Annotated in this window: 14 protein-coding genes and 1 tRNA gene; 7 read left to right on the plus strand and 8 right to left on the minus strand. The window is 28.9% G+C overall.

Translation table 11 applies throughout. From position 1 onward, the window contains the following. Positions 1–12: 12 nt before the first annotated feature. Positions 13–963: a serine hydrolase gene (locus ACY2RW_RS13540; protein ID WP_490123321.1), complete on the minus strand. Its 951-nt coding sequence runs from the start codon at positions 961–963 to the stop codon at positions 13–15. Between the two features lie 121 nt (positions 964–1,084). Then, on the minus strand, positions 1,085–1,591 hold the full coding sequence (locus tag ACY2RW_RS13545; RefSeq protein ID WP_490123269.1) for a DinB family protein: 507 nt from the start codon (positions 1,589–1,591) through the stop codon (positions 1,085–1,087). A gap of 249 nt (positions 1,592–1,840) precedes the next feature. On the opposite strand from ACY2RW_RS13545, the gene ACY2RW_RS13550 reads away from it, so the two are divergent. The 3 genes from ACY2RW_RS13550 (at position 1,841) to ACY2RW_RS13560 (ending at position 5,520) form a co-directional block, all read left to right on the plus strand. After that, the gene (locus tag ACY2RW_RS13550) at positions 1,841–2,773 is read left to right on the plus strand and encodes a hypothetical protein (protein ID WP_490123270.1); all 933 of its coding nucleotides are present in this window, start codon (positions 1,841–1,843) and stop codon (positions 2,771–2,773) included. Between the two features lie 170 nt (positions 2,774–2,943). Next, positions 2,944–4,206 carry a T9SS type A sorting domain-containing protein gene (locus ACY2RW_RS13555; RefSeq protein WP_490123271.1) on the plus strand — a complete coding sequence of 421 codons (1,263 nt, stop codon included), beginning with the start codon at positions 2,944–2,946 and terminating at the stop codon, positions 4,204–4,206. A gap of 141 nt (positions 4,207–4,347) precedes the next feature. Continuing rightward, positions 4,348–5,520, plus strand: coding sequence for a DUF2059 domain-containing protein (locus ACY2RW_RS13560; RefSeq protein ID WP_490123272.1), 1,173 nt, complete (start codon positions 4,348–4,350; stop codon positions 5,518–5,520). Positions 5,521–5,661: 141 nt separating this feature from the next. Here the strand turns inward: ACY2RW_RS13560 and ACY2RW_RS13565 are convergent, their stop codons facing one another. After that, the gene (locus ACY2RW_RS13565) at positions 5,662–6,840 is read right to left on the minus strand and encodes an AIR synthase related protein (RefSeq protein ID WP_490123273.1); all 1,179 of its coding nucleotides are present in this window, start codon (positions 6,838–6,840) and stop codon (positions 5,662–5,664) included. A 347-nt stretch (positions 6,841–7,187) separates the two neighbouring features. Then, positions 7,188–9,371 (minus strand): glutamine synthetase III family protein, encoded by a 2,184-nt coding sequence (locus tag ACY2RW_RS13570; protein WP_490123274.1) that lies wholly within the window; start codon positions 9,369–9,371, stop codon positions 7,188–7,190. A 170-nt stretch (positions 9,372–9,541) separates the two neighbouring features. Here ACY2RW_RS13570 and ACY2RW_RS13575 point away from each other — a divergent pair, with 170 nt between their 5' ends. After that, positions 9,542–10,558 carry a glutamine synthetase beta-grasp domain-containing protein gene (locus ACY2RW_RS13575; RefSeq protein ID WP_490123275.1) on the plus strand — a complete coding sequence of 339 codons (1,017 nt, stop codon included), beginning with the start codon at positions 9,542–9,544 and terminating at the stop codon, positions 10,556–10,558. Between the two features lie 73 nt (positions 10,559–10,631). Here the strand turns inward: ACY2RW_RS13575 and ACY2RW_RS13580 are convergent, their stop codons facing one another. After that, entirely contained in the window at positions 10,632–11,564 is a 933-nt protein-coding gene (locus ACY2RW_RS13580; protein ID WP_490123276.1) for a calcium/sodium antiporter, read from the minus strand. 571 nt (positions 11,565–12,135) lie between these two features. Here ACY2RW_RS13580 and ACY2RW_RS13585 point away from each other — a divergent pair. The 3 genes from ACY2RW_RS13585 (at position 12,136) to ACY2RW_RS13595 (ending at position 12,668) form a co-directional block, all read left to right on the plus strand. Then, positions 12,136–12,288, plus strand: coding sequence for an SsrA-binding protein (locus tag ACY2RW_RS13585; RefSeq protein WP_490123277.1), 153 nt, complete (start codon positions 12,136–12,138; stop codon positions 12,286–12,288). Positions 12,289–12,305: 17 nt separating this feature from the next. Next, positions 12,306–12,536 (plus strand): putative signal transducing protein, encoded by a 231-nt coding sequence (locus ACY2RW_RS13590; protein WP_490123278.1) that lies wholly within the window; start codon positions 12,306–12,308, stop codon positions 12,534–12,536. A gap of 58 nt (positions 12,537–12,594) precedes the next feature. Then, a tRNA-Arg gene (locus ACY2RW_RS13595) sits at positions 12,595–12,668 on the plus strand. A gap of 119 nt (positions 12,669–12,787) precedes the next feature. On the opposite strand, the gene ACY2RW_RS13600 is transcribed toward ACY2RW_RS13595, so the two are convergent. The 3 genes from ACY2RW_RS13600 to ACY2RW_RS13610 form a co-directional block, all read right to left on the minus strand. Next, a complete protein-coding gene (locus ACY2RW_RS13600) occupies positions 12,788–12,973 on the minus strand; it encodes a PID-CTERM protein-sorting domain-containing protein (protein ID WP_490123279.1) in 186 nt (61 codons plus the stop codon). Positions 12,974–13,075: 102 nt separating this feature from the next. Beyond that, positions 13,076–13,348, minus strand: coding sequence for a hypothetical protein (locus ACY2RW_RS13605; protein ID WP_490123280.1), 273 nt, complete (start codon positions 13,346–13,348; stop codon positions 13,076–13,078). 1 nt (position 13,349) lies between these two features. Next, a complete protein-coding gene (locus ACY2RW_RS13610) occupies positions 13,350–13,625 on the minus strand; it encodes an ATP-dependent Clp protease adaptor ClpS (protein WP_490123281.1) in 276 nt (91 codons plus the stop codon). Positions 13,626–13,629 lie beyond the last annotated feature (4 nt).

Raw genomic sequence — 13,629 nt, forward strand, 5'->3', positions numbered from 1 at the left:
TTTATAAATTTCTTATAAAGAACGTGATTTTTTTAATACCTTTTCTAATGGTCTTACTAAATTTCTAATTATTTGTTCTCCATAATCATTATCTATCAAAGCCACAATAATATACTTTCTTTCTGGCCCCCAAACCAATGCAGAGTCAGAATGGTAATTTCTCCAAGAACCAGATTTCCTATATACATCTGCATTTGGTGCAACTTTATCTAAAGTATTAACAAATTTATGGTGTAAATCTGGGTTTTTCATAATTGCTAGCATCTGCTTAGAACTCTCTGTGTTAATTAGGTTACCCAAAGCCAATTGATAATAAAAACTACAAACTTGTCTTGTAGTAGCTCCATGACTAAGACCTTTAATTGGGTCTGGACTTCTTTTACCAGCAGCTGCATAACGCTTTCCTACCCAAAGACCTCCACCAACTTCTTCATCATATAGTTTATGTTTTGGAGCTCTTAAAACTTGCTCTATTTTTTTGTATCCTAATCTATCAATCATTCTAGTAGAAGCTCTATTGTTAGATTTACTAATCATTAATCTTAGATCTGTTCTAATTTCTTTAGTGTCTTTTAACTCTCCTTTATCTATAGCATCCATAGCAGCTAATAAAATGGCAATTTTTGGTAAGCTTGCTGCATACATCATATAATTATCATTTAAACCAGCGTATTTAAAGTTTGTTGTATCACTTAAATCTACAATCCCAATAGACATTTGTTTTCCTTTAATTAATCTTTTCCAGGTTTCATTTTTAAAAATTTCTTTTTCTAAAAGAGATTGTAAAGACGTATTTTCTATTTCTTTTATAGGTTTTATATCCGTTTTTAACTCTATAGGAAGTGTCGTTTTTTTAATATTCTGATTTTTAAACTGCCACATGAATAGTGGATTTTGTGCTTTCATAAATAAAGACACCATCATTAATATTGTTGATAAAAAAATTATTTTCTGTTTTTTAATAAGCATAATATTTATTTAATATTTTGTTCTTATATAAGATACAATATATATGCCTTAAACCAAAAATTTAATGTTAAGATTATCTAAAAACCCTGTTAATACTAAGCTTTTAGTCAAATTATTAAGATTTATCAGATAAAACCTTTTCTTTTTTTGGTGTTGTAGGATTAAAACCAAAATCTGCATCTGGCAGCTCGATTCCTAATTGATAAATTATATAACCAATACTTGCAAAATGATGAATTGCATGACTGTGAGCTTGCATAAGTATAGCTCCTAAAGTATAATTGCTGATTGACACACCTAAACCTAAATCGTCATTCACAATTATTTCTTGTTGTAGTTCTGAGTCTTCTATTTTATTAAGTTGTTTTATGATATGTTTAAAATAGTCGAGTCCGAAATCTGTTTTTAACTCTATTGTTGCATTTCTTTTTCTTTTATTTAGGTAAACTGTTTTGCTTTCTAAACCATCTAAAACACAAGAAAAAACGTCTAAAACATGCCTTATATGACAACCAATACTTGAATAATAAGGTGCTACAGAGCTATTAGAGTATTCTTCATCAGAAATTGTATGTAATAATTTTATGCCTCTTTGTAGGTTTTTTTCAATCGCTTTAATCATAAATTCTATATTGAATTTTATCTGTCGTTAAAAGTTTGACCAATTTACGAGTTCTAAATCATTTTTTTTAAGATAATTACAAATGAATTGTAAACATCTTTAAATCAAAAACATACAATAAAATCCTCAGCATTTAATAACTTATTCTAATAGTATTTTATTTTTTTGGCACGTTCTTTGAAAATATGATAATCAAATGCGAAAGCCGAAAAGCAAAAAGAGTAGGCAAAACCCTTAAAACCATATATTATGAAAAGAGGTTTACTTTTATTACTAGGAATGTTTGTAATGGTTTCTACTGCTGAAGCGAAAACAAGCGACAACTTACCAGACAGATTTGGGTTTAATTACTCGTATGATAACTCAGTTAATTTTGTAGAACGAGGCGTAGAATTTTTCATTTTTACCAATGGTGAATTCGATTTTGATACTAATTATAACAATATATATTATGATTATTATGGAAGACCCATAAGAAATAATAGAGGAATTACTATTGGCAGAGATTATAGAGGAAGAATTAACAGAGTAGGAAGCGCATTTATTAATTATGATAGATATGGAAACGTAACAAGAATTGGAAACGTTTTTATGAGATATTACAGAGGAAGATTAACAAATGTAGGAAATTTAAGAGTACGTTATAACAGAGCTGGTTATCCTGCTTTTTACGGAAATGTAAGAGACAATTTCTACTACAATAACGGAATTAGAATTAATTTAAATATTGGTGATATATGTGATTATAATGATGCGTATTTCTTTAGAAATGATTTTAGAAGAAACTATTCTCAAATAAGAGAAGACAGAAACTACTATTACTACAGAGCAAATAAAAATGCTAAAATTGGTAAAAGAAGTCAAATACTTAGAAGAAGAAAGCCAGCTGCTGTAAACACAAAAAGAAAAACAGTTACAAATAGAAGAAGTAATTATTCTTACAGAAAACCAAGTACAACAAATTCTGGAAGAACAATTTTTAAAGATAAAAGAAACACAACATCTACAAATAGAAAACCTGCAAATACAGATTCTAGAAGAAGAAGAGTAACTACAGAAAAGAGAAAAAGTAACAATTCTATTGTAAGAAAACCAAATAGATCTACAAGTAGAGATAAGGTTTCTAAATCTAGAAAAACAGAAAAAAAAGAAAATACGAATAGAAGAAGAAGAACATTGTAAAAGTTATTTTTACAATACCAAAAAGAGGTTTTGACTTTACAGTTAAAACCTTTTTTTGCTTTTAGCATCGTTTTTCACACATATCAACCTATTTACACACTAATAACTACAACACATACAATTACTACTATGTTCCTTCTTTATTTTCTTTAAATTTGAAATAAAGAACTATGAAAAAAACACTACTTATTGTATCTTTTCTGATAACAGTTTCAATGCAAATAAACTGTCAAATTGTTCAAAAATTAGATTCTGTTCATTTATTTTCTTGGGATACAAATTCTGGAGATTGGAGGCACAATACAAGAGAAATTTTAACTTTTGATAATTCAGGCAATAAAGAAACAAAATACCTCAGATTAAACCTTTCTAATTCAAATTGGACTAACTTTTATCAAACTTTAAACAAGTATAATGCTGCCAACAATTTAACTGAAAAAGTTTTTCAAACTTGGGATGTTACTACTAATAATTGGAAAAACGGTTCTAAAGACTCTATAAATTATACAAACAGTAAAAAAAGTAGCGAATTTAAGTATCTCTATTTTTCAGATAAATGGAATGAAAAATTAAATAAAAAATATACTTATACATCAGAAAAACTTACTGAAGAAATAGAACAAAAAAACAACAGTACTTTTACTTCAATGGTAAATAGTGCAAAGATTTTTTACATTTACAATAGTAACCAGTTAGCAGAAAAAGTAGTGCAAAAATGGTTAGATTGGGCAAACATTTGGGAAAATGACGAAAAGATTATTTACGAATACCAAAATGGAAAACTATTAAAAGAAACAACTGTTGGCTGGAGTGTATCAAAGCAAACTTGGGGAACTACTGGCTATAAAAAAATAGATTACACTTACAATTCTGATGATTTAATATTGGAGTCTATATCAAGTTCTTTTAATGCTAGTGCTAATGATTTTAGTGGTGTAGACAAATATAGTTACACCTATTCTACAAACCAAATAATTACCACGCATCAACAAAAGAGTTTAACAAGTGACGTTTGGAATAACTATGCTCAACAAATTAGAAAATATGACGATGATAATAATTTTACAGAGCATATTTATCAAAATTGGAATACAACTTTGAATGATTGGAAAGGTTATTTACGTTTGGTTTATTTTTGGTCTGATGCAGTTGCATTTTCGTTAAACATAGAAAAAACATCTCAACCAGTTACTGCAAATGTGTTTCCTATTCCTGCTAAAGATATTTTAAACATTCGTTTTTTAGAAAAAATGAATGTTGCTTCTACACTGTTCTTTTATGATATAAATGGAAAAGAACTGTTTAAAAAAAGCATAAACGTTAATGAGCAAAAAGTATCTATAAAAATACCCGAGTATAATGGCACTATTTTGTTTTTAAAAATAACAAATAGATTGGGGAGCAACACTTATAAGGTTTTGATTGACAAATAATTTAGGCTAATTATACAGAGAGTGTAATAATTGGGTTTGTTTTTAGCTTTGAAAAAAGCTAATTTCGTTTTTGTTTTAATTAGTTAATTAGTTAATTAAAACTCGATACCAAAATTAGATTATCAAACATTCAAAAAAACTATGAGAAAGAATTTAATTTTTGCTGTTATTACACTATTTGCTTTTCAAATTAATGCTCAGACTCTTAACAAAAAAATTGAAAAATTGTTAGAACTAGATGGAAGTATTAGCAATATAGAAAATCTAATAACTAAAACTATTAAATATCAAAAACAAAGTAATTCTGGAATTTCAGATCATTATTGGAAAGGTTTGTCTAACAAAATTAATACAAAATCGCTTACTGAATTTAAAGCAATAGTTACACCAATATATTCTAAAATCTACTCAGAAACTGAAATTGATAACCTTATAAATTTTTATAACTCAAAAACTGGAAAATTAATTTCTGAAAAGCAACCTATTATATTAGAAAATTTAAGTCTACCATTAATGCAGTGGTCACAAAATTTAAGCTCATACATAATAGAAGAAATTGAGAATAAAGGAAAGAACAAATCAAGTTCAGACGAAATAGAAAAATTCAAAAATGATTTTAAATCGAAATATGGATTACAAATACTTAATTTAAACGAACTTGCTATAGACCAAGAATACAATTTTGGTTCATTATTAGTTGATTTTGGTAAAACAGACGGAAAAAGAGATATTACTAAAATTATAAAAGTAAAGAATAACTCAAACAAAGAAATAACATTTGATAAACCTTTATTTTTAATAAATGACGATTTCCAATTTGATTGGGGTAATAAACCTGTAAAAGTTGGAGAAACAAGAGATTTAAAAATTACTCTAATTGCAGAACAAGCAGAAAATCAAAGCTATTCTTCTTTTACTATAATATCTAGTGAAGGAAACAATATTCCTATAGGAGTTAAATATAATGCCCCTGAAAAAAAGTTAAGTTATGAGATTTCTACTAATAAATTAAAGTTAAAAAAACTAAAAAATAAATTATCAAATCCATATATATTTATTTTAAAGAATGTTGGAACAAAGGACTTTCACATTTCTAATATAGAAATTGACAAAAAAGTTGCTTATTTAAATTATAGTAGGGAAACAATTAAGCCAAATCAAATCATAGAAATTAGAGTTATTATTTCAAAGGAGCTATTAAAGAAACAAAATATTAAAGATTTGAAAATAAATTTGAAAGTTAATTTAGCGAAAGGAAGTAAAAGTAATTTTAGGAATTATTCCAATGAAACAATAGAATTAAAAATTGAATAAAAACTATGCATTTATAGTATCTAAAAAAATAGTAATATTATCTTAAATAAAGGTTGTTGCATATTTTGATACTTTTGAATTTTCTCATACAAAATCGAAGTTTTTTAAAAACAAAAAACGATAAAGAAATTCAAAAATTATCTAATACTCAAAAACTCCAAACTCACTTTTAATAGTCAATTTTTTACTATCAGAAGCCTCTACTCTACCCACAATTTGTGCTGCTACATTATAAGATTTTGAAATTGCAATAATATCTTGTGCAATTTCTGGAGAAACATATAACTCCATTCTGTGCCCACAATTAAAAACTTGGTACATTTCTTTCCAATCGGTTTTAGATTGCTCTTGTATTAATTTAAATAAAGGCGGAATTGGAAATAGATTGTCTTTAACAATATGCAAATCATCAACAAAATGTAAGATTTTTGTTTGTGCACCTCCACTACAATGTATCATTCCATGAACATTATCTGCAGCATATTTTGATAAAATTTCTTTGATTATTGGTGCATACGTTCTTGTTGGAGACAACACTAATTTACCAGCATCAATAGGAGAATTGGCTACTTTGTCTGTTAATTTTGTATTTCCAGAATACACTAAATCTGCTGGAACTGCTGCATCAAAACTTTCTGGATACTTGTCTGCCAAATATTTATGAAAAACATCATGTCTTGCAGAAGTTAATCCATTAGAGCCCATACCTCCATTATATTCTGTTTCGTAAGTTGCTTGTCCAAAAGATGCTAAACCAACAATTACATCACCAGCTTTTATATTTGCGTTGTCTATAACATCAGTACGTTTTATTCTTGCAGTTACTGTACTATCTACAATAATGGTTCTTACCAAATCACCAACATCTGCAGTTTCTCCTCCAGTAGAATGTATGGTTACTCCAAATTTTTTCAAATCATCAATCAATTCTTCTGTACCATTAATAATTGCTGATAATACTTCTCCTGGAATTTTGCTTTTGTTACGTCCAATAGTTGACGATAACATAATATTATCTGTTGCACCCACACACAATAAATCGTCTATATTCATAATTAACGCATCTTGTGCAATGCCTTTCCATACAGAAACATCTCCAGTTTCTTTCCAATACATGTAAGCTAAAGAAGATTTTGTTCCTGCTCCATCTGCATGCATTATTAAACAATAATCATCATCATTGGTTAAATAATCGGGTACTATTTTACAAAATGCTTTCGGAAATAAACCTTTGTCTATATTTTTAATAGCATTGTGTACGTCTTCTTTGGATGCAGATACACCTCTTTGTGCATAACGTTTAGAAACTTCTTGACTCATGTTGTTGTGTTGTAAGTTGCAAATTTAGACTTTTGCTTAAAAAAAACAGAAGAAAATTAGCAGGAATTTTGTTATTTGAAATATTGACTAGACTATGTGTTTTTTTTATAAATAATAGTTATCACAGAGCCTTGTGTATAAAAAGCCTTTAGTACTTTTTAAAAAACTTCCTTATCGGTTTTGCAATTTGCGTTAGGGATTGAAACAGCATCCTTTTTATGCAGAACTCAATTCTGAGTCTGTCCATTTAAATTCAAATACTTTTGTCTAAATGAAAGATGCTGAACTACATTCAGCATAAAAAGATATAGTGGAAAGCCCGACCTTTAGGGAACGCCCAAATAATTTTATTTAGTAAACAACAATTCTCTATACTTAGTTAATGGCCATAAATTATCATCTACCATTGTTTCCAGCTTATCACAATGATAACGAATTTGTGATAAAAACGGATTTACTTTTTTACAATAGTGCTCTGCAATTTCTAGTCCTGTTTTTTTGTTTGCTTTTTTACGTTCGTTTTCCATTTCTATTACCAATGCATTAATTTTTGTAATATGATTAGAAATAGTCATGATTAATTCTATTTGCTCTTTTGCAATATTTTTATATTCTTCTTCAAAAATTTCTTTTAGGTTTTTGGTGTTTTCTAACAGTGTATTTTGATAAATAATAGCTGTGGGTATAATATGATTTCTAGAAATATCTGCTAAAACTCTGCTTTCTATTTGTAACTTTTTAGTATAGGATTCTAGTGCTATTTCGTAACGAGCGTCTATTTCTATTTTACTCATTACCTCCATTTCTTCAAAAAGATCGATACTATTTTTAGAAATTTTTATTTTTAATGCTTCTGGAGTATTTTTATTATTGCTTAGCCCTCTTTTTTTAGCTTCTTTTTCCCAAGAAGCTCCATATCCATCACCTTCAAAACGAATGGCTTTAGAATCTTTTATATATTCTCTTAAAATATTAAAAATGGCTTCATCTTTTTTTAGTCCTTTTTTATCTATTAGAGCATCTACTTCTATTTTAAATTCTTTTAGCTGTTTGGCTACAATAGTATTTAAAACGGTCATTGGCACTGCACAATTACTTAAAGAACCTACTGCTCTAAATTCAAATTTATTACCAGTAAAGGCAAATGCAGAAGTTCTGTTCCTATCTGTATTGTCTAACAATATTTCTGGAATTTTACCAATAATGTTTAGTTTTAAATCTGTTTTTTCTTGTGGTGATAATTTTCCTTTAGTTACGTTTTCTAACTCATCTAACACTGCAGATAATTGACTACCAATAAATACAGAAATAATAGCTGGTGGGGCTTCATTAGCACCTAATCTATGATCGTTACTTGCAGAGGCTATTGAGGCTCTTAACAATTCTTCATACTTGTAAACTGCTTTTATAGTATTTACAAAAAAGGTTAAAAATTGTAAGTTTTTCATTGGAGTTTTTCCTGGACTTAGCAAATTGGTTCCTTTGTCTGAAGACAAAGACCAATTATTATGTTTACCAGAACCATTTACCCCCTCAAAAGGTTTTTCATGGAATATGACTTTAAATTTATGTCTTCGAGAAACTTTCTGCATTACATCCATTAACAAAGAATTGTGGTCTACAGCTAAGTTGGCTTCTTCAAAAATGGGTGCTACTTCAAATTGATTAGGTGCTACTTCATTATGCCTAGTTTTTACAGGTATACCTAACAACATACATTCTTGCTCTAAGTCTTGCATAAAACTCATGGCTCTAGCAGGAATAGTTCCAAAATAATGATCATCTAACTGCTGACCTTTTGCTGGGATATGCCCTAATAATGTTCTACCTGTTAATTGAATATCTGGTCTTGAAAGTGCTAGTGCATCATCAATTAAAAAAAACTCTTGTTCCCAACCTAAAGTAGCACTTACTTTAGACGCATTTTTATCAAAGTATTTGCAAACTGCTGTTGCATGGGTATCTATGGCTTGTAAAGCTCTTAATAATGGGGTTTTATTATCTAAAGCTTCTCCTGTATAAGCTACAAAAATAGTAGGAATACATAAAGTTGTTTCGTAAATAAATGCTGGTGATGTTGGATCCCAAGCTGTGTAGCCTCTTGCTTCAAAAGTATTTCTAATACCTCCATGAGGAAAACTTGAGGCATCTGGCTCTTGTTGTACTAATTGCTCTCCATCAAACTTTTCCATTGCCAAACTACCATTTATAGACTCAAAAAAAGCATCATGTTTTTCTGCTGTAGCTCCTGTAAGTGGCTGAAACCAATGTGTATAATGAGTTGCGCCTTTAGACATTGCCCAATCTTTCATACTTACTGCAACTTGGTCTGCAATTTTACGATCTATTTTAGTTCCATGCTCTATAGCATTCATTACACTTTCGTAAGCAGAACGTGTAAGATACTGTTGCATAGCATGTTTATTAAAGACATTTTTACCAAAAAGGGTCGATCTTTTTTCGACTTGAGCCACTTTTAAAGGTGTTCTATGCAGTGTTTCTTGCAATGCATTAAATCTAATCCTTGACATATTAGTAATATTTTGTACTTATTTTTAATTTTATACAAATATACCCTTTCAAAATTAGGGATAAAATTATTTTTAATTGATTTTTAAAATTTTACCCCTCTTTTTTTTGATATGTAGTTAAATTATTTGATTTTTGCATCAGAAACATCACATAAACAATTACTTATATTATGGCAAAAATTAAATTAGAATACATTTGGCTTGATGGTCATTTTCCTACTCAGAACATGAGAAGCAAAACAAAAGTAGAAGAACATGATAACTTTCAAGGTACTGTTGAAGAGTTAGATAACTGGTCTTTTGATGGAAGTTCTACAGAACAAGCTTCTGGTGGATCATCTGACTGTTTATTAAAACCTGTAGCTATTTACAAAGATCCTGTTAGAATTAACGGATATTTAGTAATGTCGGAAGTTTTAAGTGCAGATGGAACACCACATCCTTCTAATGCAAGAGCTCAAATTGATGATGATAATGATGATTTTTGGTTTGGTTTTGAACAAGAATATTTCTTAATGGACACGAAAACAGATTTACCTTTAGGTTTCCCACGTGGAGGATTCCCAGGTCCACAAGGTAAATATTACTGTTCTGTTGGTGGTAGATATACTTGGGGTAGAGATTTTGTTGAAGAACATGCAGACTTATGTATTGAAGCTGGTTTAAATTTTGAAGGTATTAACCAAGAAGTTGCTCCAGGTCAATGGGAGTTTCAATTATTTGCTAAAGGAGCAAAGAAAGCTGGGGACGAAATTTGGATTGCTCGTTATTTATTAGACAGATTAACTGAGAAATACGGATATTATATTGAATATCACCCAAAACCTGTAAAAGGAGACTGGAATGGTTCTGGTATGCATGCAAACTTCTCTAACACTACTTTAAGAACTTGTGGTTCTAAAGAGGTTTATGAAAAAATTTGTGAAGCTTTTAGACCTGTTACAAAAGAACATATAGATGTTTATGGAGAATTTAATGACGAGCGTTTAACTGGTTTACATGAAACTGCTCATGTTTCTGATTTTTCTTATGGGGTTTCAGATAGAGGAGCTTCTATTAGAATTCCTATTATTACAGTAGAAAAAGGATGGAAAGGTTGGTTAGAAGACAGAAGACCTGCTTCTAATGGAGATCCATACAAAATTGCTGGTAGAATTATTAAGACTGTAAAGTCTGCTGATATTTAAGCCGCATTTTATAAACATAAAAAAAGGTTCACTTTTACAAAAGTGAACCTTTTTTTATACTCTTCTTTCTTATTTAGATAGTTAAAAAGATAAACAAACCATAAGCTGCTAATAGAATAATACCATCTTTCCAATTTAAGCGATATCCTTTTGGAAAAAATACCAGAGGAAGAATTATAAAAGAAATTCCTAGCATCCAAAAAATATCATTTGTTAATAATCCTTGATCTTTTACAGTAACTGGAGTTATTATAGAGGTAATCCCTAAAACTGCTAAAATATTAAACATGTTAGAACCTATTAGGTTACCTAAAGAAATAGCTTTTTCTTTCTTTAAAACAGCTATTACAGATGCTGCCAATTCAGGTATACTGGTTCCTATAGAAACTACAGTTACACCAATTACCCTCTCACTAACACCAAACTCTTCTGCTAAAGAGGTTGCTCCTTTTATCAATAATTCTGAACCACCCCAAAGACCCACTCCTCCAAGCACCAAATAAAGAACAATTTTATATAAAGCTAAGGGTTCATCATCTTCTGGTAATTCATCTACAACAGCTACTTTTTGAAAACGCAATAAGTAAATTAAAGAAACAATTAAAAAAGCAAACAGAATAATACCTTCTGTTTGTGTAATTACCCCATCTCCACTTAAAAAAAAATACAATAGTACAGATGCAACCATCATGAGTGGCCAATCTGTTTTATAAAAGCTTTTCTGTACCTGCATTGTACCTAATAATAAGGTAATTCCTAATACCAATCCTAAATTTGCAATATTAGAACCAATTACATTTCCTAACGCTAAATCTGATGAGCCTCTTAAAGCTGCTCTAATACTAACTATTAATTCTGGTGCAGAAGTTGCAAAAGAAACTACAGTCATTCCTATTACTATTTTAGGAATGTCTAATTTTAAGGATAATGCAACTGCTGATTTTAAAAGCCAGTTACCACCAAAAATCAACAATAATAAACCGCCAATTATTAATAAAAAATTCATCAAATTTATTTTTTGACGAAGATACATTTTTATCACTTTAGAGTAAAGCTAAAAATGAAAAGAGAAAAAAAAGGTATTTTAAAAACCATTTCTCCTTTACTTTTTAAAAAACAAACTTTTTACCCCTTTACTTTGTTACATAATTTATTTTTTTAATACATTTTAGTTTTAATTTAAAACTAAATTAAAGGTATAATGGTTTATTATTTAAACTAAAATAGCTTTTTGTATTATAAATAGAAAATCAAATTGACAAATACCTATGAAATCGTTTGGTAGAACTATTTCAATCCTCATATATTGTGAAAACAATTTCGAAATTAACCTAATTTACTAACTAAAAATTCTAACTATTATGATACTAATCTTACTAAAGTTTATTAAAACAATCTCTCTAATTATTTTACAAATTTTATTTTAATTATTTAAAAAACATCAACTAACCAATTATTTACAAGAAGAAGAAGAAGAAGAAGAAGAAGAAGAAGAAAACTTGATTTTAGACAACTCAATCTATTTGTAAGGTTGAGTTGTTAATTTTTCAGTAAATTTGATTTATAATTTACAATTGATGAAAAAACAGCTTTTTAAGATTCTTGCGAAAATAAATAAATTGATACTACCTTCTTATACAAAAAAAGGGCTGGATATTTCTAAAGCATCAAAAGTACAATTAGCAATAATTGGCTGGAGGGCTTTTGTAACTCAAAATTCTCTAGATTAACACTTAAACTAATTATTATGGCAACAGAACACATTAAAGTATTTTCAGGCTCTTCTATCTTAGTTAGAGGACTACAAAACTTACTGGACCAACAAAAAATTCATTATATTATTAAAGATAAGTTTGAGTCTGCAAGATTAGCAGGCTTTGGAGAACAAATGAATTCTGTAGAGCTACATGTTTTAACTACAGATAAAGCTAAGGCAGCAACTATTGTTAATGAATATAAGAAAGAAATAAATTCATAAAAAACATGAATTGTTTTTATATTTCAAAAAATAGCAGTTATATTTGCACCCGCAAAAAGGCCATGTGGCGCAACTGAATAGCGCACTTGATTACGGCTCAAGAGGTTGCAGGTTTGAATCCTGCCATGGTCACAAAAACTCATCTTTTTTAAAGGTGAGTTTTTTTTTATTTAGACTAAAATTATTCGAAAATTAAAAAGACCTTGAAAAAAATTCAAGGCCTTTTTGTCTAACCAAACTTAGCATTAAAACTAACTACTACTATCTTTATGTATTTTTCTTGATCCGTATATCATTGCTACTATAAATAACAAACCTGTAAGACCATCTATAGGTAAACCTGGAGGTGGTGGAGGTGGCATTGGTGGTGGCACTACTTGACCATATCCAACTAACGGAAATAGAATTAATATTATTATTAAAATTCTTTTAAACACCTTTTATCTTTTCTTATTTATATGACCCTTTTTATTTCTAAAAGTCACAACAAATAAAAATAAAAAGTATCTTTTTAAATACTTTTTTCGGTGAGATGCAGTTTAGTGAAGATATTGCTTAATCATTAGTCGATGTTCGGGAATACTTTTATCGTATTTCTTTACCAACAACTCTAGTATTTCTGGTGCTTCAAAGCCAATTTCTTGGATAGATTTATACCTAGCAACATATAAATTATAAAAATTGTTTTCTTTTTCAAAAATCAAAAAATGAGTAGCATTTAACTCTGTATAGCTAATTTCATTTCCAGAAAAAGTGTGAGATTCATCAGCAAAGAAATCTGAAAATTCGTAATATTTAAAAACGTTCTCCATTTTAAACCAATTCTGCAGATAAGCCCAATTGTAATAGTTTAGAACATCTTGGTTCTAAATCTTTATATTCTCCAGATTTTACAGTACATTTTCCTTTATAATGTACCAAAATAGTACATTGTTCTGCTTGCTCTAAAGTATGGTCGCAAACATCTATTAAAGACTCTATAACAAAGTCAAAAGTATTTACATCATCATTGTGCAAAACAATTTCATGTTGATGTGTTTCTTGCTCTAAAACATCAACTTCTTCTTGAATTTTTTCTTTTGTACTCATCTTA

Source organism: Polaribacter sp. 2305UL8-11 (genome assembly GCF_058147165.1).

Excerpts from the sequence above, each read along its gene's own strand:
- ACY2RW_RS13545 (WP_490123269.1), bottom strand. The coding sequence starts at position 1,591 with ATGATTAAAGCGATTGAAAAAAACCTACAAAGAGGCATAAAATTATTA.
- ACY2RW_RS13550 (WP_490123270.1), top strand. The coding sequence starts at position 1,841 with ATGAAAAGAGGTTTACTTTTATTACTAGGAATGTTTGTAATGGTTTCT.
- ACY2RW_RS13555 (WP_490123271.1), top strand. The coding sequence starts at position 2,944 with ATGAAAAAAACACTACTTATTGTATCTTTTCTGATAACAGTTTCAATG.
- ACY2RW_RS13560 (WP_490123272.1), top strand. The coding sequence starts at position 4,348 with ATGAGAAAGAATTTAATTTTTGCTGTTATTACACTATTTGCTTTTCAA.
- ACY2RW_RS13565 (WP_490123273.1), bottom strand. The coding sequence starts at position 6,840 with ATGAGTCAAGAAGTTTCTAAACGTTATGCACAAAGAGGTGTATCTGCA.
- ACY2RW_RS13570 (WP_490123274.1), bottom strand. The coding sequence starts at position 9,371 with ATGTCAAGGATTAGATTTAATGCATTGCAAGAAACACTGCATAGAACA.
- ACY2RW_RS13575 (WP_490123275.1), top strand. The coding sequence starts at position 9,542 with ATGGCAAAAATTAAATTAGAATACATTTGGCTTGATGGTCATTTTCCT.
- ACY2RW_RS13580 (WP_490123276.1), bottom strand. The coding sequence starts at position 11,564 with ATGAATTTTTTATTAATAATTGGCGGTTTATTATTGTTGATTTTTGGT.
- ACY2RW_RS13585 (WP_490123277.1), top strand. The coding sequence starts at position 12,136 with ATGAAAAAACAGCTTTTTAAGATTCTTGCGAAAATAAATAAATTGATA.
- ACY2RW_RS13590 (WP_490123278.1), top strand. The coding sequence starts at position 12,306 with ATGGCAACAGAACACATTAAAGTATTTTCAGGCTCTTCTATCTTAGTT.
- ACY2RW_RS13605 (WP_490123280.1), bottom strand. The coding sequence starts at position 13,348 with ATGGAGAACGTTTTTAAATATTACGAATTTTCAGATTTCTTTGCTGAT.
- ACY2RW_RS13610 (WP_490123281.1), bottom strand. The coding sequence starts at position 13,625 with ATGAGTACAAAAGAAAAAATTCAAGAAGAAGTTGATGTTTTAGAGCAA.